The following is a 22,194-nucleotide window of genomic DNA, read 5'->3' as shown; positions in this document are numbered from 1 at the left end:
AAGTGAAGCTTTAAAAAAAGCGATAATGTGACGATCATGCAGAAAATAAAAAATATTTTTTCGTGATCAGAGGATATCAAGGTGAAAGTTTACTTGACTACAAAAAGCAAGAAGTTTATAATGGTTATATAAATTATTTAAAAAGCATTACGAATAAGCTAAGCATTTCAGTTCTAATAATTTCATATAGTTAAGAAAACAGGTGTCTAAAAGCGATTGCTTAAAGGACTTAATAGAGAAGCAGGTGTAAGACCTGCGCTGTCCCGCAACTGTAACGGGGAGCAAAGCCGCATTTGTCCATTGGGGAAACCTGAGAAGGCGTGGCCGAGCGATGATCCGAAGCCAGGAGAACTGCCTGTTTTAACATCCGTAATGACTTGCGATGCACAAGGTGGATACATGTGTACTGTTTATTTGATGAAAACAGTACTGTCGCTTTTTTGCTGTGTTTTGCAGCTTGGCGGCTGTGTATCCTGGTGCGTGGTGATGATGTATTTTGACAGGAAACTGACGCATTGGCAGTTTCCTGTTTTGTTTTTGGGATACAAGGCGCAAGTCACTTGAAGGAGGGCGGGCTGTTTTGGCTGCAGCAGCCCAATATGGGTATGAAATTAAAGAAAATTATCAAAGAGATTGAAAACAATGACGAGAGCACTATCACTGTTGATAAAGCGAACTATATTGCTTTATTGCGCGAGGTGAATAGATTAAGGTTTAAGTGCTCGCAAAGAGGGGCGTTGTCTCGTAGTAAAAAAATGAGCAGTAAGGATAACAGTGACGAGCCTGAGGCGGTGCTGGGATGAGGCGTAAAACAAAGCATTTATGCAATTACTGTTTTATGCCGGGTCAGGAGAAAGCGATTTTAAAAACCGGAAAAACTTTGGAACAGTTTGTTGCAGGGTTGGGGCTTGATGGGATCGAGCTTCTGGTTTACAGGAATGTGCCGTATTTTGAGTCGTTTGAGCATTTGGCTGTGGGAGTGCATTTGAATTACTGGCCGATGTGGCTGGCGATGTATCGGAATGATAAGGAAGTATTAAGTCGCTTTTTTACGTCTAAAGATGCGTTGAAGGATTATTATGGTACTACTTATTGTATGGGCTGGCTGCGCAATATAAGGGATAATATCAAGGCGGCGCTGGTCGAAAATCCGGAATATCTGGTATGGCATGTGGCCGAATGTACTTTTGAAGAGGTCTTTACTTTTAAGTTTGAGCACAGCGATATGGATGTCGTGACAGCGGCGGCCGCTGTTTTTAACAGGGTGGCTGACGAGGTTCCCGAAGATGTTCTGGTATTATTTGAAAATTTATGGTGGCCGGGACTGCGGCTGACAGAGCCTGCAGTAGTGCGCGCCTTTTTTGAAAAGATAAAACATAAGAATGTTGGGATCATGCTTGATACAGGGCATTTGATGAATACTAATCCCGAGCTGCAGACTGAAGAGGATGGCATCGAGTATATTTTAAAAACAGTAAAAGCGCTTGGTGAGGACAGAAAGCTGATCAGGGGTCTGCATTTAAACTGTTCTCTTTCCGGAGACTATGTTAAAACTTTTGAACGTGTTTTTGATTCGGAAAGCTCTAATATTGAACGAATGAAGCATGTGATAAAAATAGATCAGCACAGGCCTTTTACAGATAAGGCTGTGCAGAAGCTTTTAAGGTTTATTAAGCCGGATTATGTGGTGCATGAACTTGCTTATAGGGATTTCAGCGATTTTGAAAAAAACATTGAGGTACAGCTTACTGCCTGCGGCAGAAAATTGTCTATCGATGACGAAGGAGATTAACGCGTGATTGCAAAATGTAGGTATGTATTAAAGGCTGCCGTTTTAGTTGTCGGTGCTGCTGCCGTATTGTTTATGGCAGGCTGCGGCAAGTCTTCTGAAATTGAGACTCCGGCTTCCGGACGTGGTGGTTACAGTGTTGTGGATGCAACTAAAACAAGGCTGGATTTTGAGCATAAGCCGCAGCGCATAGTATCATTGGGACTGAGTGCGGATGAGGTGCTGCTGGATATGGTAGAGCCTGATCGGATCGCTGCTTTGACATATCTGGCAGATGATGCCGGAATTTCGCCTGCGGCAGATAAAGCTGTACGGGTAAAGGGGCGCGTGCAAAGCGGCAGTCTGGAGTCTGTTTTGGCTCAGAAACCTGACTTGGTTTTGGTGCCGAACTGGACAGATTTAAATTTTGTTGAGCTTTTGCGCGGTGCTGGTGTAAATGTTTATGTTTATAAAACGCCGACTACTGTTAAAGAGATCAAACAGACTATTTGTGAGCTGTCAAATGTTGTTGATGAACGTGTTGCCGGCGGTAAGATCGTGGCAGGTATGGAGAAGGAGCTTGCTTTTGTAAGGGCAAGAGTAGGCAATATCGCTCCTGAAGAACATATCAGTGTGATGGCGCTTTCTTATATGGGGCCATTTGGGGCTAAGGGTACTACCTTTGCCGATATCTGTAATTATGCCGAGGTGAAGAATGTGGTGGCGGAATATGACTTGCCGCCGAATGCTGCTTTTTCTGAGGAAACGCTGATCAGGCTGAATCCTGATTTGCTTGTTATTCCCAGCTGGAAGTATGATAACGAGCAGGACCCGTCTAAGATGCGGGAGGAGATTTTGCAGAACCGAGCTTATCAAAGTGTTAATGCTGTAAAGAATAAAAGGGTCGTGCAGCTGCGTGACACTTATTTATACAGTACGACACATTATATAGTTTATGCAATCAGGGATCTGGCTGAAGCCGCTTATCCTGAAAAATTCAATTGATTTTGGAGGTATACAGAAATGGGTATTTTTGCCGGAGCTATAGATTATTTTCAAAGAGGAGGGGCTTGTATGTGGCCGCTGCTGTTATGTTCGCTTGCCGCTATCGCTATTGGTGTGGAGCGTTATTTATATTATAAAAAGGCGCTTTCGAGTACTGATTTTGTTATGGAGTTTTGTCGCCTGATGAATGATTTTAATATTGTCGGGGCACGTGAGTTTGCCGGTATGAATAAGGGTGATGCGGCAGAGCTGGCGACAGAGACTTTGGATATCAACGAGGATCTTGGCAAAAGGCTGGAGTCGATTGTTTATTCTAAGGCTGACAGGGCCATTGATGGGATGGAGCAGAATCTTGATTATTTGAGCGTTGTTATTGGCCTAGCGCCGATGCTTGGCCTTTTGGGTACTATTACAGGTATGATCAGTTCGTTCAACGCTTTGAATGAAAGGGCGCAGAATCCGATGGCGGTAACTGCCGGTATTGGCGAGGCTTTGATAACGACTGTTTTTGGTTTGTGTATTGCGATCATGGGTATGTGCATCTATGCGTATTTGTCCAGCAAGGTAAAAACCGCTTCGCTGAATATTTACGAGGTTGCAAATGTTTTGATAGATATCGTTCAGGCCAAAAACGGCGGCAGTAAAAACTGAGGGGCGGTGTAGAAGATGCGCAGACGACCTAGAAAACAGAGCTTACCGCCGCAGCTGATGCTGAGCCCGATGATAGATATGATTTTTCTGCTGCTGGTATTTTTTATCGTCAGTACGATGTATATGAGCGAAATAAAAACAATCCCGATCAGGTTGCCGGTGGCGCAGAATTCAGAGACCGTAAGCAAAAGTAATTTTGCAGTGACGGTAAAAAAAGACGGCGTATTGTATCTGGAAGATAATAAGATCGAGATGAAACAGCTGGTTGCTAACGCAGCTGCTGAAAGTAAACGTGACGCTGCTTTTTCGGTGATTATTCGCGCCGACGGCGAGGCTAATTATAAAACGGTTATCAAGCTGATGGATGAGTTGAAGGGCGCGGGAGTAACACGCTTTGGCTTGGCAACGGATCTGGGTGATGGCAAATGACGGATAGAGGCAGACGCTTAGGCAAGGGTATTGCCATTGCGCTTGCAGTTCATATTGTTGCCGCAGCTCTGCTTGGCATTTTAGGGTATCGTTTTACGCAAAGACCACCGCAGATTTTAGAGGTGACTTTAGGCGGCGGCGGTGGCGGCGGCGGTAAAGGCAGCGCTGCTGCCGAGAAGGGAACTGCTGAGACTGCTGCTTCTGCTGCGGTGCAGCAGCAAAAACAGCAGTCTGCGCCGGTAAGAACAGATGATATAGTTGACAGAAAGCAGAAGCCGCAGACGCAGCAGCAGGAGCAGCCCAGACAACCGCAGTCGAGCAGTACGTCGAGTGAAGCGGCTCAGAGTAATGTTAAAAGCGGTGAACCCGGTGGCGGTGAAGGGACCGGGGCAGGAACAGGTCAGGGCAGCGGTGAAGGCAGCGGCTCGGGTACTGGCAGTGGTTCTGGAAGCGGCAGCGGCAGTGGGGCAGGTCAGGGAAGCGGCAGCGGTGTTCCGGTAACACCGCCGTATTTAGTATCCAGTACGGATCCTCGTTATCCTCCTGCCGCCAGAAATCGGGAGATCGAGGGTACTGTTTATGTAAAAATGCTTGTAAGTTCGGGCGGCAGTGTTGAGAATGCTTTTGTTGCGCGCAGCAGCGGCAATGAGGCTCTGGACGGCGCTGCTGTTGAGGCTGTATATAATTGGAATTTCAGCCCGGCTAAAGATACATATGGCAGTCCTGTACGTTGTTATATTACGATGCCGGTCAATTTTGTACTGCATTAGGATTTGTTGGAGTGGTGAATTTGAAAAGGGTTGGAATTGAAACTGCGATGATGACACGATATGATAATTTTGACAGTACTTTAAACAGCAGAACAATGAATTGTGCCTGCTGCGGTAAAGAATTTTTTGGTAATAAAAGTTTGCATACTTATAAAAGGACGATTAACAAGCTGCGCAGGTATTATTGCAGTTATAGGTGTTTCAGGCAGGCGGAAGCAGAGCTTGACAAGTTGAAGGCAAAAGAAAAAAATATTGATGATGTTTGAATGTTGTCAAAATATTAGGGATGGTGCATGATGAAAAAACAAATTACAACTTTATTTTTGGCTGTGGTATTGACTTTTAGTCTGGCAGCGGTTGGCTTTGCAGAAGAAAAACAGGCTGAAACGCCTGTTGACCCGAATGCGACTAATTTAACGGCAGTATATCCTGTGCTTGAAGAGGCTGTTCCGGCAGTGCCTGTAAAGCCCGAATCGCTTAAGGATGCTAAGGCAGTGACTGAATATATTGCCGCTGTTGATAATTATTTAAAAGCGGTGCAGAAGTATATTGACGGTACTACCAATGATCTCAACAAGATCATCGGCCAGCGGAACAAGGCGATCGCAAGCGCTAATAAAGTAGTTGAGGATTATAACGCTTTTTTTGAGGCGAATAAACAGAAATAAAAGAATATACGGAATAATAACCGTTGATACATTTAATGTATCAACGGTTATTATTCTATTTATAAGTAGTATCTTGTTTAAAAATACTTTTTGACATCAATAATAATACTTATAAGTAGTGCTTAAAAGGCAGGATTTATGCCTTTGTATCAACTGTACACACGAAAAATATTTTGACTGGAAAAATTTACAAATATTGACTGGAAAAATTATGAATGTTAAAATTCAAACTCAATGGGAATAGATATCATAAATAAGAGCTTATTAATAAATAAATATCGATAAATGGTTTGATTTATGATATCAAAGTAAGTGATAAAGGAGCTGTATTTTGGTGAAAAAATTTGAATTGGGACGTTTGATGTGTACAGTGATTTTGGGAACAAGCTTTTTAACAGGATCGGCTTATGCAGAAGAAAATCTGTCGGAATTCGTTTTGGATGGAATAAATGTGACTGCCCTTGGGTATGAAAAAAGTAATTTGGATACGCCTGTTGACACTGTTGTTTATACAGGTGAGCAGTTAAAGGAAACAGGTGCCGGCGATGTGGCGAATGCCTTGAAGTACAAAGGCGGTGTTTATTTTACTAATATGGGGCCACATGATCAGAACTGGATAACCGGCAGCAGCCAAATCAATTTGCGCGGTATTGATGGCGGTACTTTGGTTTTGATCAATGGAGTGCCGGCTTCATTTAACAATGTTAATCATTTGGATATGCTTAACTTGGATGAAGTGGAAAGAGTAGAAATTGTCAAGGGTGGGGGGGCAGTGCTCTACGGCAGCGAGGCATTAGGCGGAGTTGTTAACATTATAACTAAGGATCAGATGAAAAATTCGCTGCGTGTAGCTGCCGGAAATAAAGGACAGCGTGATTATGCTGCCACCATAGGCATGGGTAAAGCAAGCCTGGCTCTCGGCAGAAATGAATTTGGTTCTACCGGCAATATGACGGAGAGTTTAGGTACTAAAAAAATAAATGGTACTGCTGTTCCTTACTATATTGGATTTGGCGACAGTAAAAAAGATCATCTGGCTTTTAACTATAAATTTGATGATCGGTTTAAATTCAGTTATATGTTCAATAAAAAGAAATATACAACTAATTATAATGATGTAAATGAAAATATTTTACAGCATTTTATGTATGATGACCGTGAACATTATGCACAGATAGCATACAATGATGAAAACGGCTGGGATGCTAAAATTTATTATAATCAGAGACGAATCGAAAATCCTGATTATTATGTAGTGAATCCGACGAATGTAGAGTGGGAGAAAAGTGATCATAAACAGTATGGTCTGGATACGAAAAAAGTTTGGCGCAGCGATAAAGCAACAGGGTTGATTGGTATCAGCGCTAAACGTGAAACTTACAAAAACGATAATCAAAAATTTAAAACCTTTGGCGACAGCAGCAGTATATTAAAGGATCCGGCACATTTTGGTACTTATGCGCTTAATAATTATTCTGTTTATGGTTCGTATGATAGAAAACTGAGCCGTGCCACGAATATTATTTTCAGTGCCAGAGAAGATTTAATCAGGTCGGAGGCTGGTGATTATAACGAATTTTTGCCGCAGATACAGGCTATAACCAAATTTGATGAACATAATTCTGTTTATGCCAGCGTTGGAAAATCGTTTAGAATGCCTACTTTTAGAAATCTTTATTATGCCAGCAGTGTAGTTCTTCCTAATCCGGATTTGGAAGCAGAACATGGATGGAATTATGAAATTGGTTATAAGTATAGTGAAAATGGACGCCGGTTAAATCTTACTGCTTTTAGAATAGACATTAAAGATCAAATAGTAGCTGTTAAAAATTTGGTGGATAATCAGTCTTATCAAACTAATGCTGCCAAATATCGCAATACCGGTATTGAACTGCGGTATGAACATGATGTCGATAAACATTTTACTTATAATGTAGGTGCGGTGTTTGCTAAACCTCAGCGTATGTATAAGGAAGGTCAGGATTGGATAGATACTTTGGGCCGTTATCAGATAAACGGCGGTGTAAATTATGTGAATCGTGATTTTAGTGCGGCCTTAAATCTGAGCTATTGGGGCAATCGTTTTAAAAACGGCGTCAGCAGTGAAAAAATTACTGTAACAGAAATATCTTCGCCGCTTTTAGTGTCTAACTTGCATCTTGGTTATAACGTTGCCAAAAACGTGACGGCTACCTTTGATGTCGATAATTTGTTTAATCGTAAGGATATTGCCAATGTTGGCGGAACGAGTAACAATAATTTGTATTATACGATGGGAAGGACTTTCCGCGTAGGGGTGAATTATAATTTTTAGAAGTTTCAAAGGGAAACATAATTATGTTTCCCTTTTGCTTTCCGGCTATGAGTTGTGTTAAAATAAAATACAACTTATGAGTAGGAAGGTGCCGCTATGTTTGTTGGACGCAGTGAAGAATTAGGTCTTTTAGAAAAATTGTATGCAAAAAATTCTTTAAATGTAGTACTTGTGAGCGGTGAATATAAAATCGGTAAAACTGCTTTGCTGCAGGAGTTTTTACAAAAAAAATCTGCTGCTTATTTTGCTGCCCGCAATGCGTTGTCAACTGTAAATTTGGCGGCTTTTTGCCTGGAATTAAAAGAGCAGGGCCTTTGGGGTCCAAAAAATGAATTCCGCAGCTGGGATAGTGTATTAAGCACGTTGTTTTTTAAGGCCACACAGCAGCGGCTGGTTCTGGTAATAGATGATGTACAGTATTTGTTTGATTCTGCACCGGAATTTTTTACGGCATTTGCTAAATATGCTCAAAAATATAAAAAGCAGTTGAGACTATCAGTTATTTTTTCGGGAGCGCCTTTTGCTGAGATGGAGCGGGTATTGCTGAAAAATCAGGAGATGCAGATAAAAAATTACATTAATGCTGTTATAAAATTAGGCGCTATGGATTATTGGGAAGCACAGCCATTTTTGGAAGGCTTTACAGAAGAAGAAAAATTATTTTTATATGGCGCAGCCGGTGGCAATCCCCATTATATGAGTTATTTGGATGCGGAACTGTCTTTTAAGGACAATCTGAAAAAATTGTTTTTTGAACCAGCAGCTCCATTGTATAAGGAACCAATACAGCTCTTAAAACTTTATTTAAGGGAACCCGCTACATATAATACTATCCTTTGTTCTGTTGCCTGCGGGGCAGGGCGGCTGAACGAAATAGCAGCGGCTTCCGATATGGAATGCAACAAGGTTTCAAAATACTTGAATGTACTGCTGACAATGGGAATTTTGCAGCGTGTCAATCCTGCTTTTAGCAGCAGTAACAAAATCAGCTATTATGAAATTGCTAATAATATGTTTGTTTTCTGGTATCAGTTTGTTTTTCCGTATATGAGTTCGATTGCGATCGGACGCGGGCATCAGGTTCTGCGCAATAATATTATGCCGAGAATAGACTTATTTGCTGCCCATATTTTTAAAAAGATCTGTTTGCAGTATTGTTATAAATTAAAAAAACGCAATGATTTTATGTGCGATTTTGAGCAAATAAGCCCGTGGTGGCAAGGCAGCGGCAGTAATAAAATTTCAGTTGATTTTATTGCTGACGATACTGATGTTATTTGTCTGATTGATTGTAATTGGAGCAATAAAAAAGCTGACAGTGACGTACTGAAAAAATTGCTCGCTAAAGGTGAACATTTTACAGGTGTTGATAAACGCTTCCTATGTTTTTCTAAAAAAGGGTTTACAGATGAATGTATGGAAATATCAGCAGGAGATCCGCATCTCAGGCTGATATCCCTAAAATATATGAAATGACTGTTAGTGTAATAGAAAATTTATTGATAGGTGTTTATAAAGATGAGTAAGATAATAGCAATAATGTTTCTGCTGTGTTGTGGAATGATGCTGTTTGGCTGTGCTGATGATAATGGCAGGAGAAAGGCAGAGCAGCAAAAAACTATCGTAGTCACGGATAGCGTTGGCCGTAAGGTAGAGCTTCCGTATCCGCTGGAAAGAGTTGCTGTCTGTAATGTTTATAACGCAGAGTTGATTACTGCTGTTGGTGCCATAGATAAAATCGTCGGCGTTGATAATTATATTTTTAAAGATCAGTCTGGTTTCAAAAACAGATTTAATGAAACGCAGGTATTTGGTATCAGTCAAAATGCGATGAATTATGAAAAACTGGCCGAGTTGTCGCCGCAGGCTGTAATTATTACCGGTGAGGGAACATGGCGGGACGCGCAGGAGATGTTGGACAGGTTTGGAATCAAAGTAATTGTCATAAATTCTTATTATACAGATCAGTTTGCTGATAACTGCAGGCTGATCGGCAGAATTTTTGGCAGGGAAGAACAGGCAGAAGAATTAGTAAATTATTTTAACGATAAACTGGCTTATATACAAAAGCAACTTCAAGGCGTTCCCCGCAGAAGTTTGTATTTTGAATATCGGACTCTTGGAAAAACAGCAGTGCCGGGCGATTATTTTTATAAAATGGTTGAATATTCAGGCGCTGATAATATTTTTGCCGCTGCTAAAGGATCGCAGGTTGATCAGGAAGCGATAATCGAGAAAGATCCTCAGTATATTGTCAAAGTAGCAGATGCCAATGCTTATTCTTCTTATCAGCCGCCGACTATAGAGGAAGAGAAAGCAATCAAAAAGGAGCTTGTTTTACGCAGCGGTTGGGCAGGTATTGATGCTGTACGTAATGATCGGATTTTGCTGCTTTCGCATTATTTGCATGGCGGTGCGTCGAAATTGGTTGGTACGATCTATATTGCAAAATTTTTATATCCGGAATATCTGCCAGAGCTGCATCCTGAAGAAGTTTTTAAAACTTGGCTGGAAAAATATCAGCAGCTTCACTATATCAAGGGGCATGCTTATCCGGAGCTGTATTAGGATGCTTTAAAAATATTATCTTTAAATAATGTCCGGTCGATGTGAGAATTTATACATTGATTGGGCATTTTTGTATTGACACTAAAGTTAAAGAGTGTTAAAATGCAATGGAGTTAGCTATAGCTAACTCCATTGCATTTTATTTTATGAATAAAGTTGTTTATATTGATTTAAATATAGAATGTTTTTGGTTGAAAACAGTGAGCTATTTATTTTTAAGGGAGGCAGTTTATTGATGAGAAAAATTGCGATTTATGGCAAGGGCGGTATTGGCAAGTCTACTACTACTTCAAATTTATCGGCGGCATTGGCGCTTAAAGGTTATAAAGTAATGCAGGTAGGTTGTGACCCTAAGTCTGATTCAACTAAGAATTTGATGAAGGGGATGCGTATTCCTACTGTTTTAGAACAGCTTAAAGAAAAAGGGGAAGCTTTAGAATTAAAAGATATTGTTTTTGAAGGCTTTGGTGGCGTCCTGTGTGTAGAAGCAGGAGGTCCGACACCTGGTATAGGCTGTGCAGGGCGCGGTATTATTTCAGCTTTTGAAAAGCTGGAGGAGTTGAAGGCTTTTGAAATCTATAAGCCGGATATCGTTATCTATGACGTGCTCGGCGACGTTGTTTGCGGTGGTTTTGCAATGCCTATCAGGGGTGGTTATGCCAGAGAAGTGTTTATTGTTTCTTCAGGCGAGATGATGGCGCTTTATGCGGCTAATAATATTGCTCAGGCGATCAAAAACTTTGGACGCAGAGGTTATGCTCGCTTGAAAGGCATTATTTTGAACGCTAAAAATATTGAGAATGAACAGGAACTGGTGGCTAAGGCTGCCGCTGAGATTGAAACCGAGGTCGTAATGTATGTTCCACGTTCGGGAGATATACAAACAGCTGAAAATCAGGGCGGTACGGTTAGCGAATTTGTACAGGCTTCGCCGATGGTCAAGATCTATCAGGAGTTGGCTGATAAAGTTTTAGAAATGAGTGAAGATACTAAGGGGGATGAATAATGAAAAATAAATTGTTGTTGTTGGCAGTAGTCGTTATAGTAGGTGCGCTTTTGTATTATTGCTTTAATACAGGCAATAAAAGTGAAGCTGTGTCGGCTGCTGCCGGTGAAACTTATAAACTTGAGTATACACCTACGCTGCAGGCTTATGGTTTTACTGAACCGGTTATTTTAAAAGCAAAGCCTCAGCGAGTCGTATCTTTAGTGCATACTCCGGTTTTGGCGCTGCATGAGATGGGTATTAAGCAGGTTGCTGTGCCCCAGGCGGCGATGCTGGAATGGCCTGCAGATTTGGTGAAGGATGCAAAGCTGCTGAATGTGTCGATGAATTCTAATTTTGATATCGAATCAGTTATTGCTTTGGAACCGGATCTGGTGATAGTAGGCTATCAGTCTAAGGATACTTATGGGAAAATTCTGGATCGTGAAAAAATACCTGTTTATTATGTTGATGCCGGGCATGTTGTATCTTATGAGTCGATCAAGGAATTGACTGACGTACTGATCAAAGCCTTTGGTCAACATAATGCAGGTGCTGAAGCTATTACGGACAGGTTCAACGAATTGGAAGCCAGAATGGCCGAAAAAAGACAGGAAAATAAAGGGCAAAAAGTTATGGTGCTGCAATCAGCCCCGCCGCGTCATTATATACAGGGTAAAGATGGTACTTTAGGCAGTATGCTGGATATGCTGGGGTACGAAAATGTGTATCAGAACAATAAGATGGTGCTGCTTGATCTGGAGCAGGCTTTATCTTACGAACCTGATTTACTGTTTTGCGTAGGCGGTTCTAAAACTGCTGGCGAACATCAGCAGGTGATGGAGGAAGACTTTGCCAAGAATCCTGAATACTGGAACAATATTAAGGCGATACGCGAACATGAGGTTATTTATCTGCCGATAAAATATGTTGCGACAGCCGGGATCAATGTTATTGATAATATAAATGAATTGATCGATATTATTGATGCGAAGAAGCTGAAACAAAATGGGTAAAGAAGTAAATGTCCTGCGGGTAAGTATGGTTTGCCTGGTTTTAGTGGCAGTATTATTATTGCTGGCTGTTGTTGCGCTGGGAGTTGGTAGTGCCGGGTATTCGCTGCAGCAGATCATACAGGCTCTTTTTTATGATGAAAGCGGACCGGTGAGGGTAGTTGTTTATAATTTGCGGTTACCGCGTCTTATTATGGCAGTCGAAGTAGGGGCCTGCCTTGCTGTTGCAGGTGCTCTTTTGCAGGCTGTCATGCGTAACCCTCTGGCTGATCCTGGGATTATAGGCGTCTCTGCCGGTGCGGCTACTGCGGCAACGACGATTCTACTGTTGTTTCCGACTTTGGTTTCATCAGTGCCGCTTTTTGCTTTTGGCGGTGCGGCTTTGGCCTGTGTACTTATTTATTTGCTGGCCTGGCGCGATGGAATCGATACTGTCAGAATAATTTTGTCCGGTGTTGCGATAAATACAGTTTTGGGAGCATATAACTCCTTTTTGCAATTATTGAATTCTGATAATCTTTCCAGTGTGTTGTCTTTTATGAACGGCAGTCTTTCGGGACGTTCCTGGGATCATGTTTATATCATTACGGTGTATGCTTTTATTGGTCTTGTTTTAGGCGTATGCTGTATAAAAAATGCCAACATTTTGCAGCTGGGTGACGAGATGGCCCAAAGCCTGGGAGTAAATGTAACTTTTGTACGTATCTTTTTATCTGCGGTGGCAGCTTTTTTGGCGGCTGCGACGGTAGCAGAGGCCGGTATGATCGGTTTTGTAGGGCTGGTTGTACCGCATATTGCGAGAATGATGGTTGGCTCCGACTATAAAGCACTGCTGCCGGTGAGTATGCTTTTGGGTGCGGTGATTCTTCTTGCGGCAGATACTTTGGGGAGGACGCTTATACCTGGGATGGAGATACCTGTAGGTATCGTTATGGCAGTTACCGGCGGACCGTTTTTCTTGTATATGTTAAGAAAGAAGGGCAAAGTAAGTGGAAGTTAAGGGTGAAAAATTAGAGATCGGCTACGATGGGCGCATTGTAGTCAGGGAAATGGATATTACTGTAAAAAAAGGTGAGATCACGACTATCATCGGTCCTAACGGTTCAGGTAAATCTACTCTGCTGAAAGCGCTGACACGATTACTGCGCTGCAGTATGGGCTGCGTCTATCTGAATCAGGAGGATCTGTACGATATCGACAGTAAAAAACTTGCCAAATGTATTGGCGTTTTACCGCAGCGCCATTGCGCGCCTCCTGATTTTAAAGTCAGAGATTTAGTAGGTTATGGGCGCGTACCCTATCAGAAATGGTACGAACAGAATACAGAAGATGATGAAAAGATAATAGAGTGGGCTTTGAAAGCAACAGGTACCTGGGCTCTGCGTGATAAATCTATTCAGGAATGTTCGGGCGGTGAATCGCAGCGGGTATGGATAGCTACCGTATTGGCGCAGCAGCCGGAAATTTTGTTTTTGGATGAGCCGACTACATATTTGGATATTGCGCATCAGCAGGAAACGATGAAACTTGTAAAAAGGCTGAACCATGAGGCTGGGATCGGTGTAGTGATGGTTCTGCACGATTTAAGTCATGCGCTGGAGATCAGTGACCGGATCATAGTTTTGAAAAATGGCTGTAAGTATGGTGAAGGTCGTCCGCAGGATATTATCACACCTAAAATGATGCGTGAGGTTTACGACGTAGATTGTGATGTAGTGCAGATTCCCGGGCGCAAGAAGCCTTTAATTATGTTTAAAGAAATAAGTTGATAAAAGGAGTTTTGTTATGGCGATGGATGGAAAAGAGCTGGTTGAAAAACTTGCTAAATTGAGTCAGGTACAAAGCATTAAAGATATACCACAGCTTACTCATGCTTTGTTCCCGGGGACACACTGTCCTCTGATGGGTGCGGCTATGGCTGTTGGCGGTATCAAGGACAGCCTGATCGTTGTAGTTGGTACGGATGAATGCACTTATTACACTAAAAGTATGACCATACATTCTGAAAAATTTGGAGGCATTGGCGGCCGTTGTGTTTCAGTCGTTTTGGATGACCATGATGTAACATTTGGCAGTGCGGAAAAGGTACAGGAAGCTTTTAAAGAAATAATTGAAGAATATCGGCCCCAATGTGTATTTTTGGTAACTACCTGTGTTATTGAAATCATTGGTGATGACTTTGACGCTATTTCAGAAGGTCTCAGTGAGCTTTATGGTATTCCGGTGCTGCCGGTTCATACTGAGCATTTTAAATGTGAGGACCATTTGCCTGGTCTGGAACGAACGATTACTGTTTGTGCTGAAATGATGAAACCGTGTAATTGCGACAACAGTGTCAATTTGCTGGGGCAGAGAATGGGTGATTTTGCTACGACAGAGCTTTATGCCATGCTGCAGAAAGCCGGCGTAAAAATCGGTTTGCAGCTGCCCTGCGGCTGCTCGGTAGACGATATAAAAAATGCTGCTGCAGCGAAAGTGAATATTGTCGTTAATGATATTGCGCTGCCGCTGGCCCAAAAGATGCAGGAAAAATTTGGTATCCCTTACGTTTACTTCAATAAATTTGTTATTCCCGAAAAAATCTATGAAGCCTATAAAAATCTTTTTGGGTACTTGGAGCTGGAGCTGCCGGAAGAATTGGAAGGGCTTTATCAAAATGCAAGAGAGGAAATCGAAAAAACTAAGGGTGAACTGGAGGGGATTACTTATATTTACGGGAATACGCCGTATGCAGTTTTTGAAATGAACTGTTTCCTCAGCTCCCTGGGTATGGTGCCTCAGGTGATCCAAACCAACAGATATACAGAAGCAGATGAGCCTTATGCAAAAGAAATATTGCAGTATACAGACCCTTATGTTTGCAAAGCGGCTAATATCGCGCCGCTGCAATATGTGTATGATGTATTGTCTCCTTATTTATATTTGGGACATGAATTTGGCAACAGGCTGCGTCAAAAAGGTATTGCCATTGTTCACAGCGACAGGGCGAGTGGCATGCTGGGTTTTGAAGTTACAGGATATTTACTGCAGCAGTTAGTCAAGTCTGTTAGGGAAGCCAAAGAATATAGAAAGGAGCTGGGCTTATGAGTTTATGCAGATATTTGCCTGTTCCGTCAGACAGAATGGGTATCATTTGGAGTTTGCTCAGCGTAAAAGACAGTATCATTCTTGAATATGGCCCGGCCGGGACAACTCATTTTAGTATGGGCTTTTATGGAACTTTAGGAGTAGACTGGCAGCAGAGGCTGTTTACAACACATATGAACGAAGACGATGTGGTCATGGGCGATGTTACCCGTTTGGAAGAAGCTATTGTCGAATTGGATAAAAGCTATGAACCAAAAGTTATTTTTGTCGTGGCATCTTCTATTTCCGCAGTTATTGGTACTGATATAAAAGGCGTTTGCAATTATATGCAGAAAGAAGTTCAGGCTAAGCTGGTTGCATTTGAGCAGGGCGGATTTAGGGGTGATTATAGCATAGGTCTGACTGAAGTTTATAAATTGCTGGTCAATAATCTTCCATGTAAAGAACAGAAAAAGAAAAAGAAAATGTTTAATATCATTGGCGCGTCAATGGGCAGTTATCGTGCCGCATCGGATGTCTGGGAGCTGCAGAACTTGATGCGTGAAGCCTTTGGTTATGAAATGCATACCTGCCTGTGCCACGAAACATCTGTTGATGAAATAGCTGATATCGGCACAGCTGAAATAAATTTGGTAATGCGTCAGGAAGGGTTAGCGGCAGCAGAAGTTCTGAAAAATAAATTTGATATGCCATTTGTTTTCAGTGCTCCTTACGGTTATGCAGCAACTTTGGCATGGTTGGAAGACGTCGGTAAAATTCTGGGACAGGTACCTGACGTTAAAATGTGCGCCAGATTACGTCTTAAAGCACAGAATACAGCGTCTTTAAAGATGTATGCTATGATGATGGGCAGAAAAAAAACACCTCAGGCAGCTGTGATCGGCGAGTATGATATGGTTAAAGGGTTGAGTGCTTTTCTTCGGTCTGTAGGAATCGATGTTAAGTATAAACTTTGCAGCCATTCTTTAAAAAGTATCGTTGAGCCTGAGTTGGATATTCAGTATATATCTGTGGAAAAAGAAAAAATTGATATATTAAAAAAAATGCAGAAGACACTTATTCTGGCAGACGATGTTTCGCACAGGCTTTGTGATAGCAGTAATGTCGTAGTGAGAGTAAGCGCTCCTTTTATTGACGGAGCTCAGATAGCGACACATTTGCCGTTGCTTGGCGAAAAGGGGACAGATTTCTTACTGGAATCTATCGAGGCATATTATCAGACTTTAGCTTAATAATAAAAACTTTAAGTATCCCCTCAAGATGTAATACTTGAGGGGATACTTAAAGATAAAAGGTTAGCGAGAGCTAACTTGATGCATAAGAAAGATCTTTCTGGACAGGCTAAATACCTGGGAGTTATGTCACTGAAAGATTTTATACTATATTTTTATAGTAAAAGGGGGCTGCCGCTGCTGTTATTTTAGTATTCGTTATAAGGAAATTTTAGGGGGAGTTAAAATGAAACGGTTTTTAAAATTTTTATGCATGTGCCTCATTATGAGTATGGCAGAATCAGCACATGCCGCATTGCCAACAGTAAAAGATACGGTGATTATTTCTGCGGCAGATAGAAAAGCGGTTACGCTTGCTGAGATGGCTGAAAACTTTGTTGATTATGATGTAGTTTTTTTCGGTGAATTTCATGATCAGGATGTACTGCATGAACTGGAATATGAAATGCTGCAGCAACTGTATGCCATTCATGGTGACAAGCTGGTTTTGTCACTGGAAATGTTTGAGGCAGATAACCAGTCTGTTTTAAATGAGTATTTAGACGGTAAAATTACGGAGGATGAATTTCTGGCAAAATCGCGTCCCTGGCCGAGATATAAAACAGATTACCGTCAGCTGGTAGAATTTGCAAAAACACATAAGCTGCCAGTCTTAGCCAGCAACATACCACGTTTTTTAGCAGCAAAATTGGCTAAAGAGGGCACTTTAGCTGCAGTAGCAGAGCAGGATAAGCAATATTTACCGGTCAGGACCTATGCGCCTGCAGGAAAGTATAAAGAGAAGTTTGCTGCTTATATGACTAAGGGGCAAACACCGATGCGAATTCCGCAGGAACGGATAGATCAGGTATTTGCCGCACAGTGCATAAAAGATGATAAGATGGCGGAAAGTATTTTTTATTATTGGCAGGATAATCAGGATAAGGTAATTTTTCATATCAACGGCTGCTTTCATTCCGACGGACATTTGGGAACTGTCGAAAAATTGGAAGCATTGAATCCGGCGTTAAAAGTAGGTGTAATTACGCCTAAAGACATGCCGGAATCTAAAAACTATATGGAAACCTATGCTGATGATAAAAAAGACGGCGAATATATTATTTATTTTCCAAGAGTAGAAAAAGAATAATGATCAGAGGAAGGATATTATGATGAAAATAAAAAACAAACAATTTTTCAACAGGAAAATATTGATGACATTAGTTGTTGGCACAAATGTCATTTTGGGGGGCACAGCGGTATATGCTGAAGAACCACAGAAATTTACTTTAGATGAATATGTGGTAACTGCTACCCGTACAGAATTGAGCAGAAAAGAAGTTCCTCAGAGTGTGGAAGTTATAACAAAAGAGGATATCCAGAATATTGGGGCAACCAATGTTATAGATGCCTTACGTACGGCGACTAACATAGAAATACCGGAAGCTGCGGGTGTAGGGCACACTTTGGGAATCAGAGGCAGCGGGAAAAATGATGTTTTGGTTTTGCTTAACGGGCGTCGTATTCCCGGCGAAGGGTATGGCCAGGTTTCTACTAATACCTATGTGCTGTCACGGCTGAATGTGAACAATATAGAACGAATCGAAGTGCTTCGCGGGCCATCAGGTGCATTATATGGATCAGAGGCCTCAGCTGGTGTTATTAATATTATTACGAAAAAATCTGAAAAAAAATCAATGACTGTAGGTGTAGCTACAAATAGCCGTGAAATGAGTAATTATTACCATTTTGACAGCGGCAAAGACGGTAAGTTAAGTGCTGCTTTTGATGCTAACTTTACTAAAGTCCGCTATTTTAAATGGGATGATGCCAATATGAGTAAATATTTTGGACCGACTCAAAATTATAGCTTGGATGTAGATTATGAAATGGACCAAAACAACAGTTTAAATTTATATCTGAACTATGAGAATACCAATCAGCAGTTCAAAAAATTTACCAGTGCCAGCGGTCCTTTTTCTTATTTAGGTATATATAATGTAGATAGGAAAAGTGCCAGCCTTACTTATAACGGACAGAATGATAACAGTAATTATATGCTAAGCGCAACTTACGGTGAATTAAAAAAAGATGTTACCAGTGCTATGAGCGCAAACAGTGTGGGAAGCTCCAAATTTAATTTTTGGAATATTGAAGCACGTGATACGATCAAGCTAGACAATAATAATCGTTTGACTTTCGGCGGCGAGTTCAGAACTGACGGTCGCAAAGACAGCAGTATTGACGAAAGTTCTGATCAATATTCTTTATTTATACATGACGAATTGAAACTGGGTGAGAAACTATTGCTGATTCCGGCTGTTCGCTATGATCACCATGACAGCTTTGGCAGCGAGACTTCTCCGAATATTGGCGCGACATATTCCTTTACAGAGGGCTCAAGGCTTAAGGCTAATTATGGAGAAGGTTACAGAGCACCGTCTATTTCAGAATTATATGGTACTTATTCCAATCCGAATCTGCGTCCTGAAAAATCAAAGGGCTATGAGTTATCATATGAACAGGAATTTGGCGATGATACTGCAATTAAATTAACATATTTCAAAAACAAAAAGACTGATGCCATTGCTATGGATTACAGTTTAGCGCCTAATTATCAATATATGAATATAGAAAAGTCTTCTTCAGAGGGTGTTGAATTTGAAATCAAGCATGACTTGGGAAATGGTTTTACAGTAATCGGTAATTATGATTATCTGGATGCTATGAACGATAAGACTAATACACGTTTGAATTACAGCGCCCGTAATACTTATACAGCAAAATTGATGTGGACAGAGCCTGTAAAACAGGAATGGAATATTACTGCCTGGAATAAGTGGTATTCTGATTATAGGGCAGACAGTGAAGATCACAGTATCAATACGTTTAATTTTGTCGTTAATAAACGCTGGGGCGATAAATATCGTGCTTATGCCGGAATCGATAATCTTTTTGATAAAAAGATTACCAGTATGCGTTATTCGGGAAGGTTGTGGCGTGTTGGTGCGGAAATGACCTTCTAAAAATTGTATGCAGGATTTGAAAAAGCTGCTGCCTTTGGGCAGCAGCTTTCTTTGCTATCAGCAGTGCATTTGTGCTACAATAATAAATTATAGATTAGTAATTGAGCATAAAAGGATAGAGAGGTGTTAGCATGGGACAGCCTAAAATCACAGAGATAGAGGCGCAGCTTGGCGAGTGGGAATTTTTAAAAGAACTGCCGCAGGAAATAGATGGCTTTAAGTTAACAATGGGACAGGGAATAGACGGACAGATCTTAACGATTGCTTCATATAGTAATGAAGCAATGCACAGCAAGCTTGATTTGATTTATACTTCGGAAACCTTTGATTATGTACCTGTAAAAACGATTGGCATGCATACGTTCAGAGATATTCGCTATTTTTGCCGCGACAGGGATAAATTTGCTAAAATGATGCATGAGAAGCTGCCGGAGCTTTTAGCGGACGTGAACAGGGAAAAGAAGCATCAGATGGGAACCTTGATAGAGGAAGCCGGGCTTCTGAACTGGGCGTATACCGGCAAGCTGCCGCAGAAAATAGGTGCTTTTGAATTGTATATAACTCCTGACAATCCCATCGATTATATCAATGGTTCAACGCTTTTTATTGATTACAGTGACTTTGAACATGGTAATCAGCTGGTGTTTTTCTATAATAGCTTCCGCGATGAGTTTTTTGCTGAAACGAAAAAACGGTTTATGACAGGAATAACACATGAATTTGATTGCCGAAATTTAAAAGATCTGGAAAATCTGCTGGATAATAATCTGGAACAGGCATTGCAAAAACTTGGCAAAGCGTAACGAATGTAATAAATTTATTGTCTGAAACTCTTGACATCTTGATGTAAATGCCATATAATATGCCTACATGGTTTGAATGGCCCGGTGGTTCAGTTGGTTAGAATGCCGCCCTGTCACGGCGGAGGTCGTGGGTTCGAGTCCCATCCGGGTCGCCATTTTGCCTCGGTAGCTCAGTTGGTAGAGCAAAGGACTGAAAATCCTTGTGTCCACAGTTCGATTCTGTGCTGAGGCACCATTTATGCGGAAATAGCTCAGTGGTAGAGCACCTCCTTGCCAAGGAGGGGGTCGCGAGTTCGAATCTCGTTTTCCGCTCCAGTTAAGGCGACATAGCCAAGCGGTAAGGCAGAGGTCTGCAAAACCTTTATCCCCAGTTCGATTCTGGGTGTCGCCTCCACTTTTTGCCGGGGTGGCGGAACTGGCAGACGCAAGGGACTTAAAATCCCTCGGGGAGTGATCCCCGTACCGGTTCGATTCCGGTCCTCGGCACCATTATTTTTATGGTGAATGCAAGCAGTACAACTACATAGTCAAGCAAGAGATTGACGGAGCGTCCCGCATCGGACGCTTTTTTTATTATTTAATTTTAGGATTTGAAATGAAAGCGGTGAGAAATATGGTGAATAGTTTTGCAGAATTGAAGGTTTGTGCTGAAACGGTTGAGCTGCTTAAGCAAATGGGTATTAAAAAGCCGATGCCTGTTCAGGAACAGGCTATACCGGCCTTATTTGCAGGCCGTGATGTTATCGCAAGAGCGCAGACAGGTACTGGTAAAACACTGGCATTTTTAGTACCGATGGCAGAACGTCTGGATGCGGCTAAGCCTTTTGTACAGGCGTTGGTGATTACGCCGACTCGTGAACTGGCGCAGCAGATAGCAGTAGAGCTGAAGAAGTTATTGGGCGGAAGTGAAGTAAAGGTGCTTGCGGTTACCGGCGGCCGTGATTTTGAGGCGCAGAAGCATAAGCTGGACGGCAAAAGCCATGTTTTGATCGGTACGCCGGGGCGTCTTTTAGATCATATCCGCAAAGGCAATACTAACCTTGGCGGAGTTAAATATCTGGTTTTGGATGAAGTTGATGAAATGCTTAAGCAGGGCTTTATTGATGAAGCTTCGGAGCTTATCGCAATGACTGATCCGGAACGGCAGACTATGCTGTGCAGTGCTACCTTATCAGAGGAAGTGCAGAAGCTTGGTAAACGTATTACCCGTAATTGTGCTTTGATCGATATTGACCCTAATAAAGCAACGGTTGAAAATATCAAACAGATCTGCATCAAAACTACGGACGAATATCGTAATAAGGCTGTTGCTTCATTAATAGACCGTTACAATCCTTATCTGATGATTGTTTTTTGCTTCAGCAAAGAACGCACAAAAGAATTGGGTGAGTGGCTGGGAACTCAGGGATATAATGTAGATGTGCTGCATGGTGAGATGTCGCAGGCCAAACGCAAAACAGTAATGAAAGCCTTCCGTGAGGCCAAGCTGCAGGTCCTGGTTGCCAGTGATCTGGCTGCACGTGGGCTGGATATCGAAGGCGTGACTCATGTCGTTAATTATGATATACCGCATGACGTAGACTGGTATGTGCATAGAATAGGACGTACTGGGCGTGCCGGTAACGAGGGGATTGCAGTTACCTTATACACTGCTGAAGAAGTAAAATGGCTCAAAAATATTGAAAACAAGCTTGATGTGAAAATGGAACGGCAGAATTTAGACGGCAAAACGATAGCCCGTCGTGAGCATGCGCCAGTACAGAAAAAACGTAAGGCAGAAGCTGCTAAACCGAAACGCGGTAAAAAAGCTGTCGTGGATAAACGTAAAGCACCTAAGACCGGCTCTAACCGCCGTCAAAATAAGAATAAATAAGTGTGAGAAAGTGAGGGGACTGT

At 41.8% G+C, this 22,194-nt stretch carries 22 protein-coding genes, 5 tRNA genes and 1 riboswitch; all 27 genes read left to right on the top strand.

Annotated features, from left to right (window positions below; genetic code table 11):
- The first annotated feature begins 183 nt into the window (after positions 1-183).
- A riboswitch (cobalamin riboswitch) is annotated at positions 184-373 on the top strand.
- Between the two features lie 26 nt (positions 374-399).
- The 27 genes from PFJ30894_RS11830 to PFJ30894_RS09115 all read left to right on the top strand — a co-directional run bounded on the left by PFJ30894_RS11830 (position 400) and on the right by PFJ30894_RS09115 (position 22,171).
- Positions 400-564, top strand: coding sequence for a hypothetical protein (locus PFJ30894_RS11830; RefSeq protein WP_167457057.1), 165 nt, complete (start codon positions 400-402; stop codon positions 562-564).
- A gap of 35 nt (positions 565-599) precedes the next feature.
- Positions 600-803 carry a hypothetical protein gene (locus PFJ30894_RS09240; protein ID WP_125669651.1) on the top strand — a complete coding sequence of 68 codons (204 nt, stop codon included), beginning with the start codon at positions 600-602 and terminating at the stop codon, positions 801-803.
- Entirely contained in the window at positions 800-1,792 is a 993-nt protein-coding gene (locus PFJ30894_RS09235) for an apurinic/apyrimidinic endonuclease family protein (protein ID WP_125669650.1), read from the top strand. The genes PFJ30894_RS09240 and PFJ30894_RS09235 overlap by 4 nt, the downstream gene beginning before the upstream one ends.
- Positions 1,793-1,795: 3 nt before the next feature.
- Complete coding sequence (locus tag PFJ30894_RS09230) at positions 1,796-2,773, top strand: ABC transporter substrate-binding protein (RefSeq protein WP_021717187.1); 978 nt, start codon at positions 1,796-1,798, stop codon at positions 2,771-2,773.
- A gap of 18 nt (positions 2,774-2,791) precedes the next feature.
- A complete protein-coding gene (locus PFJ30894_RS09225; protein WP_021717188.1) occupies positions 2,792-3,424 on the top strand; it encodes a MotA/TolQ/ExbB proton channel family protein in 633 nt (210 codons plus the stop codon).
- 15 nt (positions 3,425-3,439) lie between these two features.
- Complete coding sequence (locus PFJ30894_RS09220) at positions 3,440-3,853, top strand: ExbD/TolR family protein (protein WP_021717189.1); 414 nt, start codon at positions 3,440-3,442, stop codon at positions 3,851-3,853.
- The gene (locus PFJ30894_RS09215) at positions 3,850-4,623 is read left to right on the top strand and encodes an energy transducer TonB (protein WP_125669649.1); all 774 of its coding nucleotides are present in this window, start codon (positions 3,850-3,852) and stop codon (positions 4,621-4,623) included. The genes PFJ30894_RS09220 and PFJ30894_RS09215 overlap by 4 nt, the downstream gene beginning before the upstream one ends.
- A gap of 20 nt (positions 4,624-4,643) precedes the next feature.
- The gene (locus PFJ30894_RS09210; RefSeq protein WP_125669648.1) at positions 4,644-4,889 is read left to right on the top strand and encodes a hypothetical protein; all 246 of its coding nucleotides are present in this window, start codon (positions 4,644-4,646) and stop codon (positions 4,887-4,889) included.
- A 27-nt stretch (positions 4,890-4,916) separates the two neighbouring features.
- Complete coding sequence (locus tag PFJ30894_RS09205) at positions 4,917-5,291, top strand: hypothetical protein (protein WP_125669647.1); 375 nt, start codon at positions 4,917-4,919, stop codon at positions 5,289-5,291.
- 334 nt (positions 5,292-5,625) lie between these two features.
- Complete coding sequence (locus tag PFJ30894_RS09200) at positions 5,626-7,605, top strand: TonB-dependent receptor plug domain-containing protein (protein ID WP_125669646.1); 1,980 nt, start codon at positions 5,626-5,628, stop codon at positions 7,603-7,605.
- A 96-nt stretch (positions 7,606-7,701) separates the two neighbouring features.
- Entirely contained in the window at positions 7,702-9,081 is a 1,380-nt protein-coding gene (locus PFJ30894_RS09195) for an ATP-binding protein (RefSeq protein WP_125669645.1), read from the top strand.
- A gap of 42 nt (positions 9,082-9,123) precedes the next feature.
- Positions 9,124-10,173, top strand: coding sequence for an ABC transporter substrate-binding protein (locus tag PFJ30894_RS09190; protein WP_197714932.1), 1,050 nt, complete (start codon positions 9,124-9,126; stop codon positions 10,171-10,173).
- A 235-nt stretch (positions 10,174-10,408) separates the two neighbouring features.
- On the top strand, positions 10,409-11,179 hold the full coding sequence (locus PFJ30894_RS09185) for a nucleotide-binding protein (RefSeq protein WP_021717843.1): 771 nt from the start codon (positions 10,409-10,411) through the stop codon (positions 11,177-11,179).
- Positions 11,179-12,174: an ABC transporter substrate-binding protein gene (locus PFJ30894_RS09180; RefSeq protein WP_125669644.1), complete on the top strand. Its 996-nt coding sequence runs from the start codon at positions 11,179-11,181 to the stop codon at positions 12,172-12,174. Before PFJ30894_RS09185 ends, PFJ30894_RS09180 begins: the two co-directional genes overlap by 1 nt.
- Entirely contained in the window at positions 12,167-13,171 is a 1,005-nt protein-coding gene (locus tag PFJ30894_RS09175) for a FecCD family ABC transporter permease (RefSeq protein ID WP_046431016.1), read from the top strand. Before PFJ30894_RS09180 ends, PFJ30894_RS09175 begins: the two co-directional genes overlap by 8 nt.
- Positions 13,161-13,940: an ABC transporter ATP-binding protein gene (locus tag PFJ30894_RS09170; protein WP_231997890.1), complete on the top strand. Its 780-nt coding sequence runs from the start codon at positions 13,161-13,163 to the stop codon at positions 13,938-13,940. The genes PFJ30894_RS09175 and PFJ30894_RS09170 overlap by 11 nt, the downstream gene beginning before the upstream one ends.
- A 16-nt stretch (positions 13,941-13,956) precedes the next feature.
- Positions 13,957-15,258, top strand: a complete 1,302-nt coding sequence (locus PFJ30894_RS09165; RefSeq protein ID WP_125669643.1) for a nitrogenase component 1 — start codon at positions 13,957-13,959, stop codon at positions 15,256-15,258.
- Positions 15,255-16,490 (top strand): nitrogenase component 1, encoded by a 1,236-nt coding sequence (locus PFJ30894_RS09160; protein WP_125669642.1) that lies wholly within the window; start codon positions 15,255-15,257, stop codon positions 16,488-16,490. Before PFJ30894_RS09165 ends, PFJ30894_RS09160 begins: the two co-directional genes overlap by 4 nt.
- Before the next feature lie 226 nt (positions 16,491-16,716).
- Complete coding sequence (locus PFJ30894_RS09155) at positions 16,717-17,619, top strand: ChaN family lipoprotein (RefSeq protein WP_125669641.1); 903 nt, start codon at positions 16,717-16,719, stop codon at positions 17,617-17,619.
- A gap of 19 nt (positions 17,620-17,638) precedes the next feature.
- Positions 17,639-19,495 (top strand): TonB-dependent receptor plug domain-containing protein, encoded by a 1,857-nt coding sequence (locus PFJ30894_RS09150; protein ID WP_125669640.1) that lies wholly within the window; start codon positions 17,639-17,641, stop codon positions 19,493-19,495.
- 131 nt (positions 19,496-19,626) lie between these two features.
- The gene (locus PFJ30894_RS09145) at positions 19,627-20,298 is read left to right on the top strand and encodes a hypothetical protein (protein ID WP_046431010.1); all 672 of its coding nucleotides are present in this window, start codon (positions 19,627-19,629) and stop codon (positions 20,296-20,298) included.
- 78 nt (positions 20,299-20,376) lie between these two features.
- Positions 20,377-20,453 (top strand) — tRNA-Asp (locus tag PFJ30894_RS09140).
- A 4-nt stretch (positions 20,454-20,457) separates the two neighbouring features.
- Positions 20,458-20,533: transfer RNA gene (locus PFJ30894_RS09135), tRNA-Phe, on the top strand.
- 5 nt (positions 20,534-20,538) lie between these two features.
- Positions 20,539-20,613 (top strand) — tRNA-Gly (locus PFJ30894_RS09130).
- A 5-nt stretch (positions 20,614-20,618) separates the two neighbouring features.
- Positions 20,619-20,692: transfer RNA gene (locus PFJ30894_RS09125), tRNA-Cys, on the top strand.
- Positions 20,693-20,698: 6 nt separating this feature from the next.
- Positions 20,699-20,787, top strand: a tRNA-Leu gene (locus PFJ30894_RS09120).
- 106 nt (positions 20,788-20,893) lie between these two features.
- Positions 20,894-22,171: a DEAD/DEAH box helicase gene (locus PFJ30894_RS09115; protein ID WP_231997888.1), complete on the top strand. Its 1,278-nt coding sequence runs from the start codon at positions 20,894-20,896 to the stop codon at positions 22,169-22,171.
- Positions 22,172-22,194: the final 23 nt, after the last annotated feature.

The sequence above is a fragment of the Phascolarctobacterium faecium genome (assembly GCF_003945365.1).
Taxonomy (GTDB): Bacteria; Bacillota; Negativicutes; order Acidaminococcales; family Acidaminococcaceae; genus Phascolarctobacterium; species Phascolarctobacterium faecium.
Note: the sequence above shows the minus strand (reverse complement) of the source record. Positions and strands in the feature narration are given on the sequence as shown.

Bases quoted from the DNA above. Each gene is read 5' to 3' on its own strand.
- PFJ30894_RS09160 (WP_125669642.1), top strand. From the start codon at position 15,255: ATGAGTTTATGCAGATATTTGCCTGTTCCGTCAGACAGAATGGGTATC.
- PFJ30894_RS09180 (WP_125669644.1), top strand. From the start codon at position 11,179: ATGAAAAATAAATTGTTGTTGTTGGCAGTAGTCGTTATAGTAGGTGCG.
- PFJ30894_RS11830 (WP_167457057.1), top strand. From the start codon at position 400: ATGTGTACTGTTTATTTGATGAAAACAGTACTGTCGCTTTTTTGCTGT.
- PFJ30894_RS09215 (WP_125669649.1), top strand. From the start codon at position 3,850: ATGACGGATAGAGGCAGACGCTTAGGCAAGGGTATTGCCATTGCGCTT.
- PFJ30894_RS09225 (WP_021717188.1), top strand. From the start codon at position 2,792: ATGGGTATTTTTGCCGGAGCTATAGATTATTTTCAAAGAGGAGGGGCT.
- PFJ30894_RS09185 (WP_021717843.1), top strand. From the start codon at position 10,409: ATGAGAAAAATTGCGATTTATGGCAAGGGCGGTATTGGCAAGTCTACT.
- PFJ30894_RS09190 (WP_197714932.1), top strand. From the start codon at position 9,124: ATGAGTAAGATAATAGCAATAATGTTTCTGCTGTGTTGTGGAATGATG.
- PFJ30894_RS09220 (WP_021717189.1), top strand. From the start codon at position 3,440: ATGCGCAGACGACCTAGAAAACAGAGCTTACCGCCGCAGCTGATGCTG.
- PFJ30894_RS09115 (WP_231997888.1), top strand. From the start codon at position 20,894: ATGAAAGCGGTGAGAAATATGGTGAATAGTTTTGCAGAATTGAAGGTT.
- PFJ30894_RS09240 (WP_125669651.1), top strand. From the start codon at position 600: ATGGGTATGAAATTAAAGAAAATTATCAAAGAGATTGAAAACAATGAC.
- PFJ30894_RS09150 (WP_125669640.1), top strand. From the start codon at position 17,639: ATGATGAAAATAAAAAACAAACAATTTTTCAACAGGAAAATATTGATG.
- PFJ30894_RS09205 (WP_125669647.1), top strand. From the start codon at position 4,917: ATGATGAAAAAACAAATTACAACTTTATTTTTGGCTGTGGTATTGACT.
- PFJ30894_RS09145 (WP_046431010.1), top strand. From the start codon at position 19,627: ATGGGACAGCCTAAAATCACAGAGATAGAGGCGCAGCTTGGCGAGTGG.
- PFJ30894_RS09165 (WP_125669643.1), top strand. From the start codon at position 13,957: ATGGCGATGGATGGAAAAGAGCTGGTTGAAAAACTTGCTAAATTGAGT.
- PFJ30894_RS09195 (WP_125669645.1), top strand. From the start codon at position 7,702: ATGTTTGTTGGACGCAGTGAAGAATTAGGTCTTTTAGAAAAATTGTAT.
- PFJ30894_RS09235 (WP_125669650.1), top strand. From the start codon at position 800: ATGAGGCGTAAAACAAAGCATTTATGCAATTACTGTTTTATGCCGGGT.
- PFJ30894_RS09175 (WP_046431016.1), top strand. From the start codon at position 12,167: ATGGGTAAAGAAGTAAATGTCCTGCGGGTAAGTATGGTTTGCCTGGTT.
- PFJ30894_RS09155 (WP_125669641.1), top strand. From the start codon at position 16,717: ATGAAACGGTTTTTAAAATTTTTATGCATGTGCCTCATTATGAGTATG.